The sequence below is a fragment of the Paenibacillus sp. VMFN-D1 genome, from assembly GCF_003386155.1.
In the GTDB taxonomy this organism is placed as follows: Bacteria; Bacillota; Bacilli; order Paenibacillales; family Paenibacillaceae; genus Paenibacillus_AQ; species Paenibacillus_AQ favisporus.
Genome location: NZ_QRDU01000001.1, coordinates 1,637,368 through 1,659,856, shown reverse-complemented (window position 1 = coordinate 1,659,856; position 22,489 = coordinate 1,637,368). Strand labels below are relative to the sequence as shown.

Here is a 22,489-nt window from a genome sequence, read left to right as displayed (position 1 = left end):
CGGGTTGTTGTTTTTTTAGGAATCGGCCGCGGCAAGGCTACAGCTTTTTGACCGATTCGCGTATGACAAGCTGAGTGGACAGCAAGATCTTTTTGTAACTGTTGGGCGTTTCACTGCTGCTGTTCTCGAACAGAAGCTTTGCCCCCTCGTAGCCGAGTTCCTCAAAATTCTGCTTCACGGTGCTCAGCGATACCTTGGCGTATTTGGCGCTTTCGATGTCGTCGAAGCCCATGATGGATACTTGCTCGGGAATTTTGATTCCCCGTTGGGTTAGCTGCCCGATCATCTCGAGCGCCCGCCGGTCGTTCACGCAGAAGAGTGCAGTCAGCTCGCCCTGCTGAATTTGTCTGCATAGCTTCGTATAGTCCAAATCCCGCTCCAGGTATAACAGTTCGTCAGCCGGGGCAAGGGAGGCATGTGTCAGGGCATTCCGGTACCCGCTAAACCTGTCGACCTCAGTGCTCAAATGAAAATCATAAGCAGCAAATCCGATTTTTCGATGACCCTGGGCAATCAAATACTCCACGGCTTCGTAGGCGCCGTCATGGTTGTTGCACGTAATGCAGTTGACGGGATAACCTGCAGGAATACGATCGAGCATAACAAAGGGAATCGACTGTCGGCGAATCTCGTTCAGATATCCCTTGGCCAACTCCGGATGCGCGGAATAAATAAGCAGTCCCCGGTTCTCGGATTGGATCAGCTTTTGAATGACCTCACGCTCCTGATCCACGTCGTTTTCCACAAATTCAATGATGAGCCTGCAGTCCTGCTGGTTTACGAACGACTGAATCCCTTTAATGATCTGCATATACGAAGCGTCATACATTTCGTTGCCGGAAATCATAAATGTGACGTAACTGGATGTTTTATGTACAGAAACGGCCGGATCGGCGACAAAGCTCCCTTTTCCCCGAATGCGGTAAATGACTCCTTCATTGACCAGCTCCGCCAGCGCCTTTCGCACCGTGATCGAGCTGACGTCAAGCAGTTTGGAAAACTCGGATTCGCTCGGAATGCGGTCATGGGTGCCAAGCTCTTTATTTTCTATTTGCAAAAGCACATAATCCTTCACTAACTGGTACTTGGGCAATGTTGAGTCGTTCTTGCTCATGTAGGTTCACCTCTTATAGACATATCCCTAATTATATCGTACATCGGGGTAAAATATATGGTTCTTCGTTGCATGGTTTGAAACAAGCGGCAAGAGAGCTGCAAGGATGCGGATGTATCCCAACATTACTTGTAGGTCCGGCCCGTAATTCTTATAATATGGGTACAAAAGTTTAAGGTTTTACTTTAAGGAAAGGACCGTCAATGGACAAAAACTATACACCGAAGCAGATGGCCACGAGACTTCATGTCAGCACCACTACCTTGCGGAGATATGAAGAACTCGATCTGGTGCCGGATGTACCTCGCACGGCCAGTAATCGGAGATATTACACACCACTGCATGTACAAGCTTTCATTGCTTTACGTGCCTTAATCAAAGGATTCGAAATCCCGGTCAGTTATGATGTCATGGGTTTGCTAAAAAGGGGGCACGTTGAACAGGCGCTCTGGAAAATCAATTTACATCAGTACAACATTCAGGTAGAGAAACAACGCGTGGAAGAAATCATGGGCTTGATCAAGAAAACTGATTTTTCCAAGTACAGAAATATACGTGTAACGGAAGAAATGAAAATCGGGGAAGTAGCCGCGATTGCTGGTGTAAATCCCTCGGCCATCCGCCATTGGGAAAAGGAGGGGCTCATTCGCTCCAAACGGAACCCGGAAAACGGATATCGGGTGTTTACGTCCGGGGAATTAAAAAAGATCATCGTACTGAGCAGTCTGAGGAAAACCGTCTATTTTATTGAAAACATGAAGCAGCTGCTTGCCGCTTTAGAGACATCTGATCTCGCTGCGATTGAACGCTCTTTCAAAGTGGCACTGCAAAAGCTGAATGAGCAGTTGAAAAACCAAATGAACGGCATATCCGAAATGATGAGATATATTGAGCTCTATTCCTTCTTCGAAGAGAAATAGGCAAGAATTGAATAGGTATGTTCTAACGATGCCCAACCACCTTTTCCTATAATGAGTACATAAGGTCGGGCACGGGAGAAACGTCACGGCCAATACAATCTAAAGGAGAGAAACGGATATGAGTTTGAATGGAAAAGTTGCCATCGTTACTGGAGCATCGAGAGGGATCGGGAAACAAATTGCGTTACAATTGGCAGATGCCGGCGCGAAGGTCGTCGTGAACTACTCCTCCAATGAGGCAAAAGCGGTTGAGGTGGTACAGGCGATTGAGCAGGCCGGCGGCGAAGCGGCTGCCATCCGCGCCAATGTAGGCCGTTTGAATGAAGTCGAAGCGCTGTTTACGAAGACGCTGGAGCGGTTTGGACGCCTGGACATTCTGGTCAACAATGCCGGGATCATGGGGGTAGTACCGATCGCTGAAGTGACGGAAGACATGTACGACCAGCATTTTGATATTAACGTGAAAGGAACGTTCTTCGCTTGCCAGCAGGCGAACTTGCATATGGCGCAAGGCGGGACGATCATCAATTTTTCAACTTCGATTGCAGGAGCCATGCTCCCGGGTTACAGTATTTACGCGGCAACCAAGGGTGCCGTAGAGCAGATCACCCGTCAATTGGCCAAAGAATTCGGCCCTAAAGGAATCACGATTAACACCATTGCCCCGGGACAAGTAGCAACGGATCTGTTCTTGAACGGAAAATCCGAGGAACTGATCGATTCCTACCGCCGTATGAACGCCTTCGGTCGACTTGGAGAAGTGGAGGACATTGCGAATGCGGTCGAGCTGCTGGTCAGTGACAAAGCACGGTGGATTACAGGTCAAACGATTCGCGTTAACGGCGGTTTCAACTGAACAATGATGAGTCATCCGCGCTAGCGGATGGACTTGGCGATTAAAGCTTCCGGCTGCGGGAGCTTTTTTCCTTGTTTGGCTTTAATCATTTTTTATCTTGTCACAGAGGGACATAGCGCATAACATTTGTGTAGTGACTGATATGCTGCAAGATGTCTATACTTATGCTCAAAGGAGAAATTACTGTTTGAATACGAATCAAAGGGCCATCGCGTGCCTGGAACATAATAAATACGACGAAGCGCTCGCGCTTTTCAAACAAGCTGTAGAAGAGTCACGGGGCGTTCAGTCCTTGACCAATCTTGCGTGGATCTATGTACATGAAGAGGAGGAACACGAGGCAGCCTTGGCATTGCTCCAAGAAGTCATTGCTTTAAAACCGGCATCTTATTTTCCATATAATTTGTTGGGTGAGGTTTATATCGTCATGGAAAAATGGCAGGAAGCATCGGATATGCTGGTCCGATCCTTGGCGATTCAGCCTTCGGAGGAAGCGTACAATAACCTGGCGATCGCGAATTATCATTTGGGAGATATTCAGAGCGCTGCCGACTATTTTCAGCGTAGTGCTCAGCCCTCTGATTATGCGATGTACAGCCACATTAAGTGCTTGATTGAACTGGCAAGAACGGAGGAAGCTAAAGCGAAGCTGGACGCCTTTTCGGAAGAAGACGAAGAATTTGTCGGCCAGGTTGAAATGGCAGAATTGTATGTTGAATTGGACTGCTTTGAGCAGGCTGTTGAATGGTTTGAAAAAGGGTGGAAGTTATACTGGAAGACACCCGACTGGGTCGGCCGTTTTGTGTACGCTTTACTGAAAATCAATAAAGCAGGGCGCGCACATGAAATCCTTAATGAAGTCATTCAGCAAAAAGCTGAGGACATCCGCGACGCGGACAAAGAGGCGTTTGACGACGATTGGACGGAGGATGAAAAGGCCGAGTATATTCAGGAACTGGCTGAGGAACAGAAGGCGTATGAGGGGTTGCTCCAACGTATTACGGGAGGCTATATTCCTCCCATGAAATACGATACTTCCTTGCGGTACGGCTGTTACTTGTTCGGATGCGAGCGCCATCAACATCCCGAGTATCATGAATGAAATGAGAAATCAGGCTATCATGATGTGGACAAACTCCAAAATGAAAGGAAATGGGTCGCATGAACAACGTTACCAAAATGAAGATCGGCAAACCGGTCAGTGAAGTGTTTGAAGCTTTTGTTGATCCAGCTAAAATAGGGAATTTCTGGTTTACTTCCAGCTCTGAAAGATGGGAACAAGGCAAAACGATTACATTAACATACGACGAATATGATGCCCGGGGCGATATCAGGATCATGGAAATCAAAGAAAACCAAAAAATCGTGTTTCAATGGGGCGCCGACGGAGAAGGGCACGAAGTTACCATTACACTTGCTGAATCAGGGATTTCCGAAAGTATCGTCGAGGTGACGGAAGAAGGCTTTAACGAAAACGAGCAGGACTGGATACGTCAATTCGTGGATAATAAAGAAGGATGGGTCTATATGTTGACTTGTTTAAAAGGGTATTTGGAATATGGCGTTCAATTGAGAGCCTCCCTGATCAAATAGTTAGCCAAATGCTTGCATAGCCGCCGATATTGTTGAAATAGAAACAAAACCTCCATATAATAGGGTCATGCACCAACGGGCGGGAGGGCAGTCCATGAATAAACAAGAACAGGTCATGATGGATTTCAGGGACTTATTTAACAAGATGGCTTGGCTTAATAAATCCAAGATGGAAGACAGTCTTAAGGGGTATAAGCCTTCTGAAGTCCATTGCATCGAAGCCATTGGAAAAAACGCGGATCCCAACGTAACCAAACTTGCGGAGTCCCTTTATATGACGAGAGGTGCCCTAAGTAAACTAACGAAAAAGCTTATGGAAAAAGGTCTGATCGAAAGCTACCAGAAGCCGGAGAACAAGAAAGAAATCTATTTTAGGCTTACGGAGCAAGGGAAGGTCATTTATAACATCCATGAGGAACTGCACAAAGAATTTCAAGAGCGGGATCAAGCCGTATTTGAGCAGGTCACTGAGGAGCAATTTGACGCTATGCTTCGATTCATCCATGCATACAGCAGGCATTTGGATACAGAAATTATGAAAAAGGGTATTAGTATTCATTAAGATGGACCAATTCGAATAATGAATAAAGAATCCGCAGGCAGTCGGGCTCTATTGAGCATGGCTGCTTTTTTGTTATGTATATTTTGTTGACAGGGAAACAAAGTTGCGTTATTGTTGACAAGGAAACAAACAACAACCTTCTGAGAGGTGATGAACATGTCAAAAGTTAAAGCCAAGGAACCAGCATTACCCAAAGAAATGCTTGTTGCCGCCTGGGCGATTGCCCTCGGAGCCATTGCCCCTATGCTGGACTCGACGATGGTGAACATCGCCATCGACCAGCTAACTAAGGACTTCAACACGACATTAGATATCGTTCAATGGTCCATTACAGGTTATGTTTTAGCACTTGCAATCGCAGTTCCAGTATCCGGCTGGTTGATGAATAAGTGTAACGGGAAGAAAGTTTTTATTGGAGCAGTCATCGCTTTTGGTGTCGTTTCTGTGTTAGTAGGCGCAAGCTGGGATATTTCCAGCTTCATCTTTTTTCGTCTGCTTCAAGGATTCAGCGCGGGGATTATAACGACGCTCATGTCAACCCTATTGGTTCAAACAGCTGGTCCTGAAAATGTGGGGAAAGTAATGGCCATCGTCAGCACACCTATGATTTTTGGACCAATCCTAGGGCCAGTCATCGGAGGCTTTATCGTTCAAGGCGCGTCTTGGCATTGGATATTCTTCATCAACGTGTTTATTGTTCTGATTGCTGCGCCCCTGATGATGAAAAAGATTCCCGACTTTGAACCGTTTGACAAAGACAGTAAACTCGATGTTTTTGGAATTATTGATTTGTCCTTCATGAGTGCGGCCCTGATATACGGCATTACGAAAGCAGCGGACCATGCATCCTTTAACAATCGGGAAACCATCTTGTGGGTGGGCATGGGTCTTGCCTTAGCCGTCATTTACTACGCTTATAATCGGATCCGAAAAAATCAAACCGTGCTTCCAGTGAATTTATTTACACACAAGAGCTTTACAGCTGCGAGTATCGGTTTGTTTTTGGCGAATATTGCCGTCATGGGTCCGATGATCATCCTGCCGTTGTTCTTCCAAAACTTCCGGCATTTTACCGCCATTGAGGCAGCGCTTGCGTTAATTCCCCAAGGCGTCGGGATGTTCATTACCCGGCCGCTGATCGGAAAAATGATTGATCAGATCGGCGCGAAATACGTAGTTCTGGTCAGCCTTGTCGTTTCGCTTATTGGTTCCATTCCGCTGATCTTTATCACCGATCATACGAGCATGATCTGGATTTCCATCGTCTTGTTCATCCGGGGTACCAGTTTTGGAGGCATTATGCTTCCGCTTACGAGTGACGCTTATACAGGACTGGACAGCAAGCAACTTCCGCAAGCAGGTGTCGGGATCAATATGATTGAAAACCTGGGTTCAAGCTTTGGCTCAGCGGTTATCGCAACCGTGGTCGCAGCGGCCCTCCAAGGAATGCAGCCAACGATAGCGAACGGATTGAAGGGTTATCATACAGGATTTTTAGTATCCGCCGTTGTCCTTGCGGTAATCTGCATCCCGGGCCTATTCCTTACCCATAAAAAAAGCGCATCATAACGATTCTTGCTTCACATTCAAAGGCGGATGCAGCTCATTTTTGCTGCCATTCACACAGCTTCCATAAGGAACGGATGCCACCTGGCATTCGTTTTTTTGCGTGACAAGGGTTCCAGACGGCGGTTAGCGAATACAGGACAATCATCCGGCGCATATGCATCCAAAGAAAGACAACCGGAAGTATGTTGGAGGAAGGTGGTGATCTGATCAGAACGATCGGAAACCGGAGGATTTACACAAGGATTTCCACAAGTACATGGCATGGATAAAGGGAGGAGAGCCCTATCAAACGGTGGAACGACTATTTGCTGAAAACAAAAATGTTTATCGCATTCTCGGCGGTATCCCTGTTTATCGTGACGTTGACCTGCCTGATGTTTGACTACAAAAATGTAAGCGATATCAAAAGCCAAACGTTCGCACTATCGGATACGATTACGAGGCAGTTCAGCAGGACGTTCGAGCTGTATGTTCAGGACATTGAAAAATTATCCGTGTCGATCATCGGGGATTCCATCATCCAGAACAGCCTGATCGATCATTACCATTCCGACGATCCTGTGGAGCAGAACGAAATCGAACTCACGATCAACAATCGGCTGTTCACGCATTTACAGTCGAGATCCCAATTGCAGAGCATTTACCTGTTTACTTTGGACCATAATGCTTATTTTGTATCGAAAGCCAGCGGACCTAAAGTCAGTTTTGATCTGGAAGATGAAATCTGGTATCCCCGGACAGCCGAAATCATGACAAACAAGTTCATTTTACTGCCTGTCTCTGAGGAAAATACCGGAGGAGACCGCCGGGAGAAGGTCATCTCATTCGTGCGGAACATCAACCGCATCCCTTATCGGGACACCCTCGCGTATATGAAGATCAACATCAATGTGAACGTGATTAACGATATGCTCGTCATGTCCGATGCCAACGAATTTGAACGGAGCATGAGGGTTCTCATCGTGACGGACCAGGGAGACATCGTGTACGACAACAAGGACGAACTGACCGGAAACACCCATTCGGGACTGGGCAAGTCCGCATTTCAGAAATCGCCTCACTCGGGGGAATTGACGTGGATGGGGCAGCGATACCTGTACACGATCGAGCATTCGGACTATACCAAATGGAATACGGTCATTCTTACGCCGAAAGACTTTTTACTGTCCAAGCAGAAAAAGTCGCAATATATTCTCGCTCTTGCCGGGCTGCTCGCCACAGTCCTGATCGCCCTCGTGTCTTATCTTTTGTCTCACCAGATCACGATTCCGCTGCGTAACTTGATGAAGAAAATGACGCGGGTCGAGCAGGGCGATTTCAGCCAATACATGGCCGTTACTGGAAATCACGAAATCAGCAGGCTGAGCCGGATTTACAACAACATGCTGGACAGCATTTCCCGCTTGATCAGCGAAGTATACGAATCCAAATTGGCGGAGAAAAATGCCCAGTTATCGGCGCTGCAGGCGCAGATCAATCCTCATTTTTTGTACAACACCCTGAACATCATGAAGTCGATCAGCCGTGTCCGGGGTATCGAGGAGGTTGCCGAAATGTCCGAATCGCTCGCAGAGCTGTTCCAGTACAGCATGAAAAATTTGCATCAACCGGTCCCCCTTCAAGAGGAACTGAACCATATCGAAAATTACATGAACATCCAGCATCACCGTTTCGGCAGCAGGTTCGAGCTTCACGTTTCCGTCCCTGAGCATCTGCTCCACGCATCGGTATTGAAATTAACGATACAACCTCTGATCGAAAACGCGATCATCCATGGACTGGGTAACATGAAGTCCGGCGGAAGGATTGACCTTCGGGCGATGCAAAACGGCAGTTCGTTCGTCATCGAGGTATCCGATAACGGAAAAGGCATGGACAAAGAGCAGCTGGAAGGGCTGCGGAGCGTACTCCAGCATGCTGCACATTCGAGCCGCATTCAAGACCAGCCGTATGGGATCGGGCTCAGCAATATCCGTGAACGGATTCGGTTATTCTATGGGGCTGAATACGGGATGGAGCTGGAGAGCGGCCAGGGCGGAGGGACGACCGTCCGGATTAGGTTACCGTTTATGGATCACAACAACTGGAATAAGGAGGAGGCTTCGAATGAATATATTTCTGGTGGAGGATGAGCATTGGGCGCTTGCGGAGCTCGTCGAACTGTTCCGGATCTATGAAACGGAGCACCGCATTTTTGCATTTGGCAGCGGAGATGAAGCGTTGGCCGCGGCCTATGAGAACACGCCCGACCTGGTATTGACCGACATCACGATGCCGGGGATGGACGGGCTGGAATTGATCAAAGCGTTAATCGGTGTGCACCCAGACCTCAAAGCGATCGTGCTGAGCGTGCATGACCAGTTTACCTATGCCCAGCAGGGGATGAAAATGGGAGTCATCGACTATTTGCTGAAGCCTGTCCGCAAGGAGGTTTTATACGCGGCCATTGACCAAACGCTTCTTCATATTACAAACGATTCGAAAAGAAAAACCGAACGTATGCATGCAGCCGTCACACAGATGCTTTTGTCTTCAGAGACCCCGGAGAATGAGTATACGGCATCCGTTACCGGGAGCCTGTATTTCGCAGCATTACTGCAAATCAATGGCCATGCTTCGGAAGAGGGCGGGAAGGATACGGCGCTAGGCAGCGTACGATCGGTATTTCACAAGCGGCTGCGGGAACAAGACTTCTACTGCATTGACGTTGGTGCGAAGCGGAAGGTTCTGCTTGCAGCCTTAGAGGATGAACAGCTTATTGCATACTGTACGTCCTGCCTTCAAATGCTCTATCAACAAATGATCCATTCCGGAATTCAAGTGCACATGGGTTACGTCATCAAGAAGAAAGGGGAGTCCCTGCACTTCAGCTATACGGCATTGAACAAAATGATCGAGGAGCAGAGGAAGTTCGGGATGTCCACATACGTAACGCCGGACACATTCACTGTAGAGGCGGAAATCGGCGAAATATGGGATCGTGCCAGGCTGCTCCAAAATTTTATCGCACAGGGAGAAATCCAAAAGGGGAAAGATACGATTCAGAACATGGTTCATGAATTAAAGCATCATCAACTGACTGTGAAGCAGCTGACGCTGTTCATTAGTGATCTTTTCTATTCGCTCAAATATAACCTTCATGCTTCTTCTAACCGGGATACCCGAATCGCCGCGCTTCATGACGACATGCATGTACTTCACGAATTCACTACGTATGACGAATTGTCCGGCTGGCTCACCCGTAAAGTATTCGGGCTGTTCGGCGGGCAGACACCTTTTGATCAGAAACCCAAGGAACTTGTCCCCATTCTGTTAAATCATATCCATTCGAATTATCAGCATGATCTTTCACTTCAGCAGTTTGCCGCGGAACATCACGTAAGTCTCGGTTATTTGTCACGCCTGTTTAAAACCCAGACGGGGTACACCTTCTCAGACTATTTGATCAGGCACCGGATCGAAGCAGCCAAAACACTGCTGAGTGAGGGAGCACGCATCACGGATGTCAGCAGACTTGTCGGCTATGAGGATCCAAAGCATTTCAGCCAAGTATTCAAACGAATCGTCGGCGCCCCCCCTAAAACATACGCTCAAATGCAAAAAAGAAAATTCACCCCCTAAAAATGGGCAAAAGCACAGGTGTTCACCCATCCGTAATCCATCTAATCTTAACTTACGAGGGAACCCGGGCCCTTGATGCTGCATCGTTTCTCCAATAGAAAGCGCATTCAACCTTTGAGCAATCCGCAGGATCGAATGAAGGAATCAGTTAGGGAGGTTGTGTAATCATGAAGATGACGAAGAGCAAACCGCTTGCATTCGTTACCAGTATCGTGTTAATGATGACGCTGCTTGCAGGCTGCGGGGGAGGGGGCAAGGCCGCCGAAGGTGATACCGGAACCGCCGGTTCAACTTCGAAAAAGACGACGCTGACGTTGATGGTCGGCAACACGGGCACGACCCTGGAGGCGCTGAAAGCCGTAGCGGCGGAGGCTGAGAAAAAGCTGAATATCGCCATCGAATTCGATATTAAACCGGACGGCGGGGAAGGCGACAATCTGGTCAAGACGCGCCTGGCCACCGGCGATATGGATGATCTGCTCGTCTATAACACGGGATCGCTTTTTCTGGCGCTAAATCCGGAGGAGCACTTTATGGACGTTACGAGCGAACCATTTATGGCGAATGTGCTCGATTCCTTCAAGACGGTCGTCACATCCAACGGTAAAGTATATGGTGCTCCTGTGGGATCCACCAATGCAGGGGGCATTCTCTACAACAAAAAGGTTTACGCCGACCTTGGCTTATCCGTACCGAAAACATGGGATGAGTTCATGGCCAATAACGAAAAGATCAAAGCAGCCGGCAAAACCGCCGTGCTCGCTTCCTACAAGGATACCTGGACTTCTCAGTTGTTTGTGCTAGCCGACTTCTATAACGTTCAAGCGCAGGTTCCGAATTTTGCGGCGGATTACACGGCCAACAAGGTCAAGTATGCAACCACGCCTGCGGCGCTCCGCGGCTTCGAAAAGATCGAAGAGGTGTACAAGAAGGGCTACATGAATAAGGATTTCCTGGCAACGACCTATGACGTGGCGCTGAAAATGCTGGCCACCGGCGAAGGTGTGCATTACCCGATGCTGTCCAGCGGACTCGATACGATTATGGCCAATACGCCGGACCAGATCGACGACATCGGATTTTTTGCCCAGCCGAGCGACAGCGCGGACATAAACGGGCTGACCATATGGATGCCGAGCGGCCTGTATATCAACAAAGACACCAAAAACGCCGACGCGGCAAAGAAATGGGTGGACTATTTTGTCTCTCCGGAAGGGCAGGCCGTATTCGCTTCCAAGGTGAAAGCGACGGGTCCATACGTGATCAAAGGCGCCACACTGCCGGACGATTCTTACGGTGCCGTAAAAGACATGCAGCATTATTTCGACGAGGGGCACACTGCTCCAGCGCTTGAATTCGTCTCCCCGGTCAAAGGGCCGAACCTCGAAAACATTACGGTCGCTGTCGGCAGCGGCATCAGCACAGGCAAGAAAGGGGCCGAAGACTACGACAAGGACGTGGAGAAACAGGCGCAGCAGCTGAACCTTCCTGGCTGGTAACCGCCGAGAAAGGAGAACTTCATGACCAAAACCAAGATGAGAACGTATTCGTACTTCTTTTTACTGCCAGCCGGCATCATTTACTTCGTCTTTTATTTGCTCCCTACCATCCTGTCGTTTTTCTTCAGCATGACGAGATGGACCTTAACGAAATGGACGTATATCGGCTTTGAGAACTATGCCACGTTTTTCTCCGAAACGTCGCTGAGCATCGGTTTCCGGAACACGCTTGTGTACGCCGTCGTGACCTGCGGGTTAAAAGTCGTGCTTGGTCTTCTGCTCGGTGCCTTCCTTACGTCCAGGGTTTTGTTCAGAAACTATTTGCGTTCGGTTATTTTCTTTCCGACCTTGCTAAGTACGATCGCTGTGGGGATCGCATTCTCTACGATGATGCACCCTTCGCACGGGATGTTTAACACCGTCCTGGCCTCTCTCGGCATAACTGGTCCAGATTGGCTGGGCAATACGAAAATCGCGTTATTGTCGGTTGCGATGGTCGATGTCTGGAAGGGCGTCGGCGTCGCGACGGTCATCTACATCGCAGGGATATCGGCGATACCCCAGGAGTATTACGAAGCCCTGAAGATCGACGGAGGGAACAACTATTCCGCTTTTTGGAACATCACGCTGCCGCTGAGCCGGCCGGCCATGAACTCCGTCATCATCCTCGCATTCATCGGCGGCCTGCGCTCTTTCGATTTGATTTGGGCGATGACGAAGGGGGGACCCGGTTTTACGACCGACCTGATCGCCTCCATTATTTACAAGCAGTACCAGGCCGGTTTCTATGGACTCGCTACAGCCGGTAACGTGATTTTGTTCATCGCCGTCTCGGTGCTGGCGTTTCCGCTCTATAAGTTCCTGACGAAAAGCGAGGTGAACTTATGAGCAAAGATATAAGCAGCAATCAGTTGATAAAAGGCATCCGCGGAAGCAGGAGCGAGCGCGCTGACGGCAGGCTATCCAAACGGGCGAAGAAAATCACAATTGGTATCGTGGCACTCATCCTGAGCACCTTTATCTTTTGGATTCCCTTTTATTTTGTCATCATCAACTCGCTTAAGAACCAGGCGGAATCCGCGGATATGAGCATGGCTTGGCCGACCAGCTTTCATTTCCTGGACAATTATAAAGCCGTCCTGACCGCTTCGGATTACATGCTGGTCCGCGCATTCATCAACAGCACGCTGCTCACCGCCCTGTCCATCAGCATCCTCGTTATTGTGGCGGCGATGGCCGGCTTCGTGCTGCAGCGCAGGGAAGGAGGGAGGACGTCCTCCTTCATTAATTTTCTTGTGCTCGCCGGGCTGATGATCCCGCCGGCTATCGTGCCGACGATCTGGGTGCTCGATTCCATCGGCTTGTTTAAGACGCTGGCGGGAATCACGCTTATCGAAGTCGCTCTGCATTTTCCGTTTGCGGCGATTTTGTACAAAGCGTTTGTGGCGACGCTCCCCCGCGAAGTCGATGAGAGCGCCTTAATCGACGGATGCGGCGGCGGCCGGTTGTTTATGAGCATCATTTTCCCGCTATTGAAGCCGGTGACCTCGACTGTGATCGTGCTGACGTCCATCAATGTGTTTAACGACTTTGTCAATCCGCTTTACTTTTTCCCCGGCGCGGACAACGCTACGATCCAGCTGACGCTGTACAATTTCATGAGCCGGTTCACGACATCGTGGAACCTGCTGTTTGCTGACATCGTGCTGATCTCGATCCCGCCGCTTATTCTCTTTATTTTCTTTAACAAAAAAATCGTGGCGGGGATGACGGCAGGGGCGGTCAAAGGCTAGAAGAATGACCTGGCTAAATGTGCATTACAAATCGTCCGGATCGGTGCGGTTTCTGTCCCGATCGACCATGAATCAGAAAATGACGGAGATTATGATGTTATTAGAAAACGGTTACAGATCTTGTAAATGTGGAGCAACGAATGAAAAACGGATGAAAGGGATGAGGAAATGGCGGTCAAAATCGGAATTGTCGGTATGAATGGAATCGGGAATAACCACGCCCATTGTTATAAGGACGACGAATTGGCGGATGTTGTAGCGGTATGCGACGTCGTTCGGGAACGGGCGGATGCCGCTGCGGAAAGACATGGCGTCAAAGCCTATTACAGCGTGAAGGACATGATCGAGAACGAGCCGGATTTGCAGGTCGTGGACATTACGACCGGAGGGATCGATAACGGAAGCTGGCATTTCGAACCGGCGATGGAAGCGATCGGTTACGGCAAGCATGTGCTCGTCGAAAAGCCGCTCTGCAATGATGTCCGCGAAGGTCGCGAACTTGTTGCGTTCGCGGAGAAGCAGAAGGTGTATCTTGGATGCAACCTGAATCACTATTTCACGGCTCCTGCCGAGAAGGCGAAGGCTTACATGGACAGCGGAGAAATCGGCGAGCTTGTGTACTGCCTTGCCAAAATGGGCTTCAACGGCGGCGAAGCGAATTATGCGCCCGCCGGCTCAGCGAAAATCAGTGGGCATCCGTATTTTCACATGCGGGCATTTCTAACGCATCCGTTCAGTGTGATGCGGCATTTCTGCGGAGATATTACCCACATCCAAACGTTCTCGGACCGGCCGGGGTTCCGCCGGAGCGCCGGTGACGTGATGGTGTCCATCAACAGCATTCATGTCAAGTTTGCGAATGGCGGCGTAGGATACCTGCTTAGCCAGCGGGGCGACGCAGTGTATGGGCTCGGCGGCTGGTGGAGCCTGGAGGTGGCTGGATCCAAGGGGACTTTCTGCATCGAAAATTGCGTCGAGAAGGTTTCGTTCTGGAAGGCTGAGAAGGGCATCGCCGCGATCAGCGTTCAACCGGAACCAGTCGTCACCGATTTTGGCACAAACGATTTTAACCGGACGTTCAACAACCGGCTGCACGCCTTCCTGGAGGATGTAGAGAACAAGGTGTCTCAGGACCAGCTGCGCGCCAGCGGCCGCGATGCACTGGCCGTATTGGAATACGTTCATGCGGTTCAGGAGTCCTACGAGCTCGGCGGTGAAGTCGTTCGGCCGCATCCGCTGCCGCCGCTGCATGGTGATCCGCTGTACTTGAAGTGAGAAATCTGGATTATATCCATTATTCGAATATTCGAAGACAAAGGAGGATAACCCGAGATGATCAAGTTAGGGGTCAATTCCGTATTATTCAAGCATTTTAGCTTTGCGGAAGCGGCAAAGCAAATCGCGCTCTGCGGTTACGACGGAGTCGAGATTGCCGCCATCCAGGGGATGTGCGAACACCTGGACCTTAGCCGCTGGAAGGCGCAGAAGAACGAGCTGCTCGAAATCGTGCAAGAGAACGGCCTGTCCCTTCTTTCGACGGAAGTGGCATCGCTCGATGAGCAGCGGCTGCTTCCTGCGTTCGAAGCGGCCGCAGAGATGAAAATCCCGATCGTGAACGTAGGTCCAGGGGGCAAGATGAATGTCGAGGAAGACCTCGCCGCATCGATCGATAAGCTGGCCGGCATGTCTGAGAAGGCAGCGTCATTTGGCGTAACGCTGTGCGTCAAAGCCCATGTAGGCAACGCGATCCACAATACGCCGACGACACTGCGGGCCATGGAGGCTATTCCATCCCCGGCGTTCGGCATTGATATGGACCCGAGCCATATTCACCGCGCCGGCGAGCAAGCCGAGGAGGCGCTTCCTGCTGTGTTAAATCGAGTAAAACACATCCATATCCGTGACTGCCTGGGGAAGGAACAAGGCCCGGGTCCAATAGAACTGCAGGCGTGCGGAAGAGGAGACATCGACTTGTACGGATACTGCAAAGCCATGGTCGACGGCGGATACGATGGCCCGGTCGTGTTAGAGGTCATCGGCGCTTCACCGGAACACTCGCTGGCGCAGGTATCCATCGTTGCGGCTGAGTCGTACGGCTATTTGAACGCGATTCTTAAGAACTTGGGTGCGCGGTAAATCCATACTTGGTAAGGAGTGAATTCAATCGACATGAGCAACCGTAAACGTAAGAACGAGCCTAAGCGTAAGCCAAACGTCATTATTTTCGGCATCGACAGCCTTCGGCGCGATCATATGAGCTCCTATGGTTACGAAAAGCTGACGACCCCATATATCGACCGCGTGGCGAAGGATGGCGTCCTGTTCGAGAAGCATTTCAGTCCCAGCATTCCGACCACCCCGGCCTACGCGTCAATGCTGACCGGGATGGACGTATTCGGAACAGACGTCGTGGCACTCCGCCATGAAGGACCATTAGGCGATCATGTGCAGACGCTGGCCGAAACGCTGGGCGATCATGGTTATAACACGACTTGTATCGGTTTTACCGGCAATCCGTCCTCGCGCGGATTCAATACGTATCTGGATTACGAGGCTTGGCAGCCCGATGAGACGGGACGAACGCCGAAAGCGCAAAATTTGAACGAAGTGGCCGTACCGGAGCTGGAACGCTTGGCAGCGGACAACAAACCGTTTTTCCTCTTTTTGCGGCATATGGATCCGCATTCGCCTTATTTGCCGCCCGCTCCGTATGAACGGATGTTTTATGGCAGTGACGAGAAAGATCCCGGCAACCGCTCCATGGAACCGGTCTACGCTTTCAAACCGTTCGCCGATTTTTTGAAATCCTGGATTCCGGAAGGCGTCACCGACCATGAATACGTCACTGCGCAGTATGACGGGGCTGTCGCCTACATGGATGCCTGCATTCAAACCATCTTTGCCAAGCTCAGCGCGATGGGCCTGGAGGATGACACGCTTGTGATCATCACCGCCGATCATGGTGAGACGCTGTATGAGCACGACTGTTATTTCGACCATCATGGAATGTACGACTGCACGCTGGTCGTCCCGCTCATCATCAAGTTTCCTGGCCGCGTACCGGCCGGTAAGCGGGTATCCGACGTCACGGTCATTTCGGACGTGATGCCGACGGTTCTGGATCTGCTAGAAATTCCGATGGAGACGAAGTTCGACGGTCGCAGTCTGCGAAAGACGATCGCAGGCGAGGAGCGGAACCGGATCAGCGAATTTTATATCACCGAGTGCACTTGGATGCGCAAGCATGGCTGGCGCACACCGGAATGGAAGCTGATCCGGGCGCTTGAACCGGACTTCCATTTCAAGCCTGAGGTGGAGCTGTATAATCTCATTCTTGATCCCGAAGAAAATCATAATGTCGCGGAGCAGGAGCCCGATGTCGTTGCGCTGCTTACGAAACGGATGGAGGATCACATCGCCAGAAGAGAGCAGGAGACCCAAAGAGTCAACCCGATCTATACCAATCTGAATTGGCATGGAACAGGCAAGAAATTCACCTCGTCGCAGGAAGTGTATGATTCCCTTCACATCGGGTCCATCAAAAAGGCGCGTTCGCTGCAGGCGAAGGAAAAGGCGGAATCCCGATGATCAGAGTTGCTGTCGTCGGTGTGAATCATATTGGCAAAATTCACTGCCGGGCATACAAGCAGCACCCGGATGCGGAGCTTGTCGCCGTATGCGACCTTATGCCGGACCGCGCTGAAGCGGTGGGACTCGAGCATGGCGTTCCTTACTACACAGATCTGCGTGAACTTCTCGCCGCAGAATCTGTGGATATGGTGGCCGTGGCGACGGCAGGGGTTGAGAAAGGGAGCCATCATTTCGAGCCTGCCGTTATCGCGATCGAAGCAGGAAAAGACGTGCTCGTCGAGAAACCAATATCGAACCGGATCGAAGAGGCCCGCAGCATGGTCGTCCTGGCCCGGGAAAAAGGCGTAAGGCTCGCCTGCAACCTGAATCACCGCTTTACGCCTGCCGCGTACAAGGCTAAGGAACTCATCGAACAAGGTAAGCTCGGTTCCATGCTGTATATGAACATGCGGCTTACCATTTCGAACCGGCAGGAGGATACGGAGTGGCTGCACATGCGTGCGCTCCATCCGCATTCCATCGACGTCATGCGCTACTTCGCAGGCGACGTGAAGCGGGTGCAGGCATTCATGACGAAAGCGCCGGGGCGGAATTCATGGTCGACCGTTTCGGTCAACATGGAGTTCGTTTCAGGAGCGGTCGGTCATCTAACCGGCAGTTACGACGCCTCCATGCGTCACCCGATCGAGTTCTGTGAAGCAGCCGGCACCGCTGGCCGGATCGTCATCGACAACGTCTATGAGAGCATGACATATTATCCTCATCAATCGGATGAACTTATGGTGCTTCGCAATCCATTGTTCGGCGGGATGCAGGGATTTGATGACACGTTCAAGCACCGGATCAACCGCTTTATCGAACAGATCAAGGGAGGAACTTCCCCCGAAGACATCGAGGCTTCCGGCTCGGATGCGCTCGCCGCACAGGAAGTCATCGAAGCGGCTATCCGATCACATCAGTCCGGCGGAATACCCGTAGAGGTGCCGACCAGCCCATAAGCAGGAGGTACTTAAGGATGAATATAAGGCAGGAAGAGAAAGGAACGGTATTATGGTTTACCGGCCTTTCGGGCGCCGGCAAAACGACGACGGCCCGTTATGTGGCGAATGAGCTGCTGCAGCGGGGAGTCCGCGCAGAGCTGCTGGACGGCGACGAGCTGCGGGAAACGATTTGCAAAGGCCTCGGGTTCAGCCGTGAGGAGCGGTTTGAGAATATTAAAAGAATCGCCTACGTCTCTAAGCTCCTTGCCCGTAACGGGGTCCATGTGCTCGTATCCGCCATCACGCCATATGCTGAAATGAGAGATTACGCAAGACAAGAAATTCCGGGTTTCGTCGAAGTGTATGTTCAATGTCCTTTGGAGGAATGCGAGCGGCGTGACGTGAAGGGCCTGTATGCCAAAGCAAGACGGGGAGAGGTAAAGCATTTCACCGGAATATCCGACCCTTACGACATCCCTTCCGATCCCGACATCACGATTTGCACATCATCCCATTCGCTTCAGCACAACAGCGATCAGATTCTATCCTGGCTGAATCGCAGGGCACCGCTAAAAAAGGCAGTTCCTTAGGAGGATGAAGACGGATGAAAATCATTATGATTTCGCTGGATACGCTTCGCGCTTCCCGGTTAAGCGGGTATGGTTACACCAAGCCGACGAGTCCGCATATGGACCGGATCGCCGCCCAGGGCGTTCTCTTCGAACGGGCGTACGCCGCCGATATTCCGACGGAAGTGGCGCATACCGGGATTTTTACGGGCAAAGTCGGACTCACAACAGGCGTTGTATCGCATGGCTCCGAGCTGGCTCACCTGCCGAAGTCGGTGCCATGGCTGCCGACGATGCTGAGAAGCGCCGGATTCACGACCTCGGCAGTAGACAATTTGTATCAATTGAAGGAATGGTTCGCAAGAGGTTACCGCTATTATATGAACAGCGTCGGCGGCAACCGGTGGATCGACGGCGTGACTGTCAACGAGCTGGCATTTCCGTGGATTGAGGCGCATCGGGAGGAGAATTTTTTTCTGTTCCTCCATTACTGGGATGCCCACACGCCTTATCTGCCGCCGGCAGACTATGTTCCCGAATTTTACGACAGCGGCCGTGATCCCTATGATCCGGCCAACCGCAGCATGGAGCGGGCGTATAATCACCCGGCATATCCGTTTTTCAAACACCACCATTACGATCTGGTCGGACCGGTAACGGACAGCGCTTATTATAATGCGCTCTATGACGCCGAAATCCGGTATTTGGACGACCGGTTGAAGGAGCTGGACGACCATCTGGCAAAACTGGGAATTGCCGAGGATACCCTGCTGATTCTTTTCGGGGATCATGGGGAAAGCCTGACGGAGCACGATATATATTGGGACCACTGCGGACTGTACGAACCGACCGTCCACGTTCCACTCATCATGCGTTGGCCGGGCAGAATTCCATCCGGAAAGAGAGTGCATGGGCTGGTTCAGCAGGTAGACCTGCTGCCGACCGTCCTGGAGTCCACCCGTCAAGAGCTCCCTTCACATCTTAACCTTGCTCCGCTAGAAGATCCTATTGGGTTGGACGGCAAAAGTTTATGGCCGGCGATTCGAGGAGAAGCCGAGGGAACGGCGGAAAAAATATTTTTGAGCGAATGCGCCTGGCAGGCGGCCAGAGCCATCCGGACACCGAGGTACAAGTTTATCCGTACGTACGATGCGGGGCCGTTCACCCGTCCGCCAAGGGAACTGTACGATCTGATCGCCGACCCCGGGGAGAACGACAATCTGGCGAATCAGCTTCCCGAGCTCGCCGATCAATTCGAACAGGAAATCGGCGAATGGGTCAGCAGCAAGCTCGGCGGCCGCGAGGATCCGATGATGCGGCAGCTCGCCGAGGCAGGGCTGCCGTTCCGGAGACGGATCGAGCAAATTCTGTCCGCTTCCGGCATGAGCTGGGACGAATGGCAGCGGGATCCGCGGCGGGAGCGGTTTGATCAGGCAGCTTCGTCCTGCCATTAATGGCTAACGGTCAGAAGGAGGTGCTGCGGTGTGCAGGAAATTCTCAATAGCCGGGGCTACATGAAGGAAGAATTTCCGTTCTGGATCACACGGACCGAGCAGGGATCGCTTGCCGAGCATGGGCATGAATTCGTCGAGCTCGTCTATGTTGTGAAGGGAAAAGGGAGTCATATCTTTCAAGGAACGCGTTATGACATCCGGGCAGGAGACGTGTTCATTATCAATCCGGGCGAGACGCATGCCTATGACGTGGAGCAAGGCGAGAAGATGGAAATCATCAACTGTCTGTTCATGCCGTCCTTCATTTCGGACGCGCTGCTCAGGGAGCTGGAGATTACCACTTCGATGGATTACTTTTATGTGCATCCCTTCCTGAAGCATGACGTCCGTTTCAATCATCATTTAAACCTGCTCGGACAGGAAGCAGCTTCCGTCCTTACGCTGCTTGACAGCATGATCCGGGAAATCGGAGCGCGCGTCCTCGGGCATACGACGGTGATCAAGCTTCAGCTGGTGGAGCTGCTCGTGCTCCTCTCTCGATATTACGCGCTAATGCACAGCCGTAAAAGCTATGCTTCGCCGCGCCAGCTGGACCGGGTGATGACAGCCCGCCGGATCTATGGTTATTTGGAGCGCAGCTTCGATAAAAAAATTACGCTCCAATCCCTTTCCGGTTTATTTAACGTCAGTACACGGCAACTTAACCGAATCATGAGGGAAGAATTCCACAAGAGTGTATTCGACGTCCTCCATGAAATCCGGATTGAACGGGCCAAGCGGATGCTGACCGAATCGGACGAGAAGGTGATTGCCGTGGCCGCCAGCGTCGGCTATGACGATCCGTCGTTCTTCAGCAGGCTTTTCGTGCGGCATGCCGGCTGCTCACCGAGCGAGTTCAGGAGCGGTGCCCATGCGTAATCAGCGTCCCAATGTACTGCTGATCACCGCGGACCAGCTTCGCTACGACTGCGTGGGCTACAGTCGTAAGCATCCGGTCCGCACGCCGAATTTGGACCGGCTCGCTGCAGGCGGCGCAGCTTTCTCACATGCGTACTCCGTCCTGCCGGTCTGCTGCCCGGCGCGGCAGTCCCTGCTCTATGGCAGCCGGCCGGAAACGTTTGGCGCCTTGTGGAACTACAGCGGGGCGCTTCCTGTTGCGGCGCTGCCTCCTGACGCCTACACCTGGGCGAGGACGCTTGCAGAGAACGGGTATTCCTGTGCCTATTTGGGGAAATGGGGTGTGAATCCCGATTACGATGCGACGGCCTACGGATATCATTCGTATCTCGGTGAAGCGGAGTATGACGAATATGCCAAGAAGAAGTACCCGGACGTGCATTTTACAAACGGATACTTTGGCGAGAGTAATCCCATTCCGCTGGAAGACGCAAAGACGCATTGGTTTGCAGACCGTGCAGCCGAGGAACTGGAATGCCTTCAAACCAGCGGGAAGCCTTGGCACATGGCTCTGCATTTCTCCGAACCTCACCTGCCGTGCAGGCCGTCCGCGCCGTTTGCCGACATGTACGACCCTGCAGGCGTGACGGAGTGGGAAGGATTCAGGGATTCATTGGCGGGCAAGCCATATATCCAGCGGCAGCAGCAGCTCAGCTGGGGCGTTGAGCATTTTACATGGGATGACTGGGCGCCCATTGTTGCCCGCTACTACGGTTTGATCACCCAGCTCGACGATGCGATCGGCAAAGTACTGGATGCGCTGGAACGCACAGGGGCCGCAGAGAATACGATGGTCATCTTTACCGCTGACCACGGTGACATGTGCGGCTCGCACGGCATGATTGATAAGCATTATATTTTATATGACGACGTCGTTCGGGTGCCGCTTATCATTCGCTGGTCCGGCGTTCGGCATCCCGGGCAAACCTGCGATGATTTCGTGTATAATTTTCTGGATCTGCCTCCGACGTTTCTGTCCATCCTGGGACTTGAGTTATGTGACCCCTGCCATCTGCAGGGGAAATCGCTGCTTCCTCTGCTAACCGGTGAGGGACTGACTGAGCCGTGGCGGGACGCGGTTGTATCTACATACAACGGTCAGCAGTTCGGCCTGTATACGCAGCGTATGATCCGGACCAGGCAGTGGAAATACATCTGGAATCCAACGGATATCGACGAATTGTATCACCTGCAATCTGATCCCGGCGAGTTGAATAATGTCGTCAGCGAAGCGGAGCATGCCGGCATCCTGCAAGAACTTCGCGCTCGCTTGTATTATCAGCTAAAGGCGGACGGGGATGCGCTCGTCTCGAACCAGTGGATGCAGAGGCAGCTGCTGGGCGGCGCCAAGCTGAACGATATCCAGCGGACGACCGGATCGCTTAAAGGTTAGCTTTTTACCATCCTCCCA

The 22,489-nt window shown here is 51.4% G+C and carries 20 protein-coding genes; 19 read left to right on the top strand and 1 reads right to left on the bottom strand.

From position 1 onward, the window contains the following. Positions 1-37 precede the first annotated feature (37 nt). The gene (locus tag C7820_RS07795; RefSeq protein ID WP_116230457.1) at positions 38-1,114 is read right to left on the bottom strand and encodes a GntR family transcriptional regulator; all 1,077 of its coding nucleotides are present in this window, start codon (positions 1,112-1,114) and stop codon (positions 38-40) included. 203 nt (positions 1,115-1,317) lie between these two features. Between C7820_RS07795 and C7820_RS07790 the strand changes: the two genes are divergently transcribed. The 19 genes from C7820_RS07790 (at position 1,318) to C7820_RS07700 (ending at position 22,471) form a co-directional block, all read left to right on the top strand. Further along, positions 1,318-2,034 (top strand): MerR family DNA-binding transcriptional regulator, encoded by a 717-nt coding sequence (locus C7820_RS07790; RefSeq protein WP_116230456.1) that lies wholly within the window; start codon positions 1,318-1,320, stop codon positions 2,032-2,034. Between the two features lie 118 nt (positions 2,035-2,152). Then, positions 2,153-2,890: an SDR family oxidoreductase gene (locus C7820_RS07785; protein ID WP_116230455.1), complete on the top strand. Its 738-nt coding sequence runs from the start codon at positions 2,153-2,155 to the stop codon at positions 2,888-2,890. A 187-nt stretch (positions 2,891-3,077) separates the two neighbouring features. Beyond that, entirely contained in the window at positions 3,078-3,992 is a 915-nt protein-coding gene (locus C7820_RS07780) for a tetratricopeptide repeat protein (protein WP_116230454.1), read from the top strand. Positions 3,993-4,051: 59 nt separating this feature from the next. After that, entirely contained in the window at positions 4,052-4,483 is a 432-nt protein-coding gene (locus C7820_RS07775) for an SRPBCC family protein (RefSeq protein WP_116230453.1), read from the top strand. A 94-nt stretch (positions 4,484-4,577) separates the two neighbouring features. Then, positions 4,578-5,045, top strand: coding sequence for a MarR family transcriptional regulator (locus C7820_RS07770; RefSeq protein ID WP_116230452.1), 468 nt, complete (start codon positions 4,578-4,580; stop codon positions 5,043-5,045). 156 nt (positions 5,046-5,201) lie between these two features. Further along, positions 5,202-6,614 (top strand): MDR family MFS transporter, encoded by a 1,413-nt coding sequence (locus C7820_RS07765; protein ID WP_116230451.1) that lies wholly within the window; start codon positions 5,202-5,204, stop codon positions 6,612-6,614. A gap of 305 nt (positions 6,615-6,919) precedes the next feature. After that, positions 6,920-8,746, top strand: a complete 1,827-nt coding sequence (locus C7820_RS07760; protein ID WP_116230450.1) for a sensor histidine kinase — start codon at positions 6,920-6,922, stop codon at positions 8,744-8,746. Then, positions 8,721-10,235, top strand: coding sequence for a response regulator transcription factor (locus C7820_RS07755; RefSeq protein WP_181908962.1), 1,515 nt, complete (start codon positions 8,721-8,723; stop codon positions 10,233-10,235). Before C7820_RS07760 ends, C7820_RS07755 begins: the two co-directional genes overlap by 26 nt. Before the next feature lie 167 nt (positions 10,236-10,402). After that, positions 10,403-11,734 carry an ABC transporter substrate-binding protein gene (locus C7820_RS07750; RefSeq protein WP_116230448.1) on the top strand — a complete coding sequence of 444 codons (1,332 nt, stop codon included), beginning with the start codon at positions 10,403-10,405 and terminating at the stop codon, positions 11,732-11,734. Between the two features lie 21 nt (positions 11,735-11,755). Continuing rightward, positions 11,756-12,622: a carbohydrate ABC transporter permease gene (locus C7820_RS07745; protein WP_116230447.1), complete on the top strand. Its 867-nt coding sequence runs from the start codon at positions 11,756-11,758 to the stop codon at positions 12,620-12,622. Then, a complete protein-coding gene (locus tag C7820_RS07740; protein WP_116230446.1) occupies positions 12,619-13,527 on the top strand; it encodes a carbohydrate ABC transporter permease in 909 nt (302 codons plus the stop codon). The genes C7820_RS07745 and C7820_RS07740 overlap by 4 nt, the downstream gene beginning before the upstream one ends. Before the next feature lie 168 nt (positions 13,528-13,695). Next, a complete protein-coding gene (locus tag C7820_RS07735; RefSeq protein ID WP_116230445.1) occupies positions 13,696-14,802 on the top strand; it encodes a Gfo/Idh/MocA family protein in 1,107 nt (368 codons plus the stop codon). Between the two features lie 57 nt (positions 14,803-14,859). Next, a complete protein-coding gene (locus C7820_RS07730; protein ID WP_116230444.1) occupies positions 14,860-15,663 on the top strand; it encodes a sugar phosphate isomerase/epimerase family protein in 804 nt (267 codons plus the stop codon). Between the two features lie 33 nt (positions 15,664-15,696). Beyond that, entirely contained in the window at positions 15,697-17,115 is a 1,419-nt protein-coding gene (locus tag C7820_RS07725) for a sulfatase family protein (RefSeq protein ID WP_116230443.1), read from the top strand. Continuing rightward, positions 17,112-18,116 carry a Gfo/Idh/MocA family protein gene (locus C7820_RS07720; protein WP_116230442.1) on the top strand — a complete coding sequence of 335 codons (1,005 nt, stop codon included), beginning with the start codon at positions 17,112-17,114 and terminating at the stop codon, positions 18,114-18,116. The genes C7820_RS07725 and C7820_RS07720 overlap by 4 nt, the downstream gene beginning before the upstream one ends. A 17-nt stretch (positions 18,117-18,133) precedes the next feature. After that, entirely contained in the window at positions 18,134-18,688 is a 555-nt protein-coding gene (gene cysC / locus C7820_RS07715) for an adenylyl-sulfate kinase (RefSeq protein WP_116230441.1), read from the top strand. A gap of 14 nt (positions 18,689-18,702) precedes the next feature. After that, the gene (locus C7820_RS07710; RefSeq protein ID WP_116230440.1) at positions 18,703-20,121 is read left to right on the top strand and encodes a sulfatase family protein; all 1,419 of its coding nucleotides are present in this window, start codon (positions 18,703-18,705) and stop codon (positions 20,119-20,121) included. A 30-nt stretch (positions 20,122-20,151) separates the two neighbouring features. Continuing rightward, positions 20,152-21,039: an AraC family transcriptional regulator gene (locus C7820_RS07705; RefSeq protein WP_116230439.1), complete on the top strand. Its 888-nt coding sequence runs from the start codon at positions 20,152-20,154 to the stop codon at positions 21,037-21,039. After that, positions 21,032-22,471 carry a sulfatase family protein gene (locus C7820_RS07700; RefSeq protein WP_181908961.1) on the top strand — a complete coding sequence of 480 codons (1,440 nt, stop codon included), beginning with the start codon at positions 21,032-21,034 and terminating at the stop codon, positions 22,469-22,471. Before C7820_RS07705 ends, C7820_RS07700 begins: the two co-directional genes overlap by 8 nt. Positions 22,472-22,489 lie beyond the last annotated feature (18 nt).

Excerpts from the sequence above, each read along its gene's own strand:
- C7820_RS07795 (WP_116230457.1), bottom strand. The coding sequence starts at position 1,114 with ATGAGCAAGAACGACTCAACATTGCCCAAGTACCAGTTAGTGAAGGAT.
- C7820_RS07790 (WP_116230456.1), top strand. The coding sequence starts at position 1,318 with ATGGACAAAAACTATACACCGAAGCAGATGGCCACGAGACTTCATGTC.
- C7820_RS07785 (WP_116230455.1), top strand. The coding sequence starts at position 2,153 with ATGAGTTTGAATGGAAAAGTTGCCATCGTTACTGGAGCATCGAGAGGG.
- C7820_RS07775 (WP_116230453.1), top strand. The coding sequence starts at position 4,052 with ATGAACAACGTTACCAAAATGAAGATCGGCAAACCGGTCAGTGAAGTG.
- C7820_RS07770 (WP_116230452.1), top strand. The coding sequence starts at position 4,578 with ATGAATAAACAAGAACAGGTCATGATGGATTTCAGGGACTTATTTAAC.
- C7820_RS07765 (WP_116230451.1), top strand. The coding sequence starts at position 5,202 with ATGTCAAAAGTTAAAGCCAAGGAACCAGCATTACCCAAAGAAATGCTT.
- C7820_RS07755 (WP_181908962.1), top strand. The coding sequence starts at position 8,721 with ATGAATATATTTCTGGTGGAGGATGAGCATTGGGCGCTTGCGGAGCTC.
- C7820_RS07750 (WP_116230448.1), top strand. The coding sequence starts at position 10,403 with ATGAAGATGACGAAGAGCAAACCGCTTGCATTCGTTACCAGTATCGTG.
- C7820_RS07745 (WP_116230447.1), top strand. The coding sequence starts at position 11,756 with ATGACCAAAACCAAGATGAGAACGTATTCGTACTTCTTTTTACTGCCA.
- C7820_RS07740 (WP_116230446.1), top strand. The coding sequence starts at position 12,619 with ATGAGCAAAGATATAAGCAGCAATCAGTTGATAAAAGGCATCCGCGGA.
- C7820_RS07735 (WP_116230445.1), top strand. The coding sequence starts at position 13,696 with ATGGCGGTCAAAATCGGAATTGTCGGTATGAATGGAATCGGGAATAAC.
- C7820_RS07730 (WP_116230444.1), top strand. The coding sequence starts at position 14,860 with ATGATCAAGTTAGGGGTCAATTCCGTATTATTCAAGCATTTTAGCTTT.
- C7820_RS07725 (WP_116230443.1), top strand. The coding sequence starts at position 15,697 with ATGAGCAACCGTAAACGTAAGAACGAGCCTAAGCGTAAGCCAAACGTC.
- C7820_RS07720 (WP_116230442.1), top strand. The coding sequence starts at position 17,112 with ATGATCAGAGTTGCTGTCGTCGGTGTGAATCATATTGGCAAAATTCAC.
- cysC (WP_116230441.1), top strand. The coding sequence starts at position 18,134 with ATGAATATAAGGCAGGAAGAGAAAGGAACGGTATTATGGTTTACCGGC.
- C7820_RS07710 (WP_116230440.1), top strand. The coding sequence starts at position 18,703 with ATGAAAATCATTATGATTTCGCTGGATACGCTTCGCGCTTCCCGGTTA.
- C7820_RS07700 (WP_181908961.1), top strand. The coding sequence starts at position 21,032 with ATGCGTAATCAGCGTCCCAATGTACTGCTGATCACCGCGGACCAGCTT.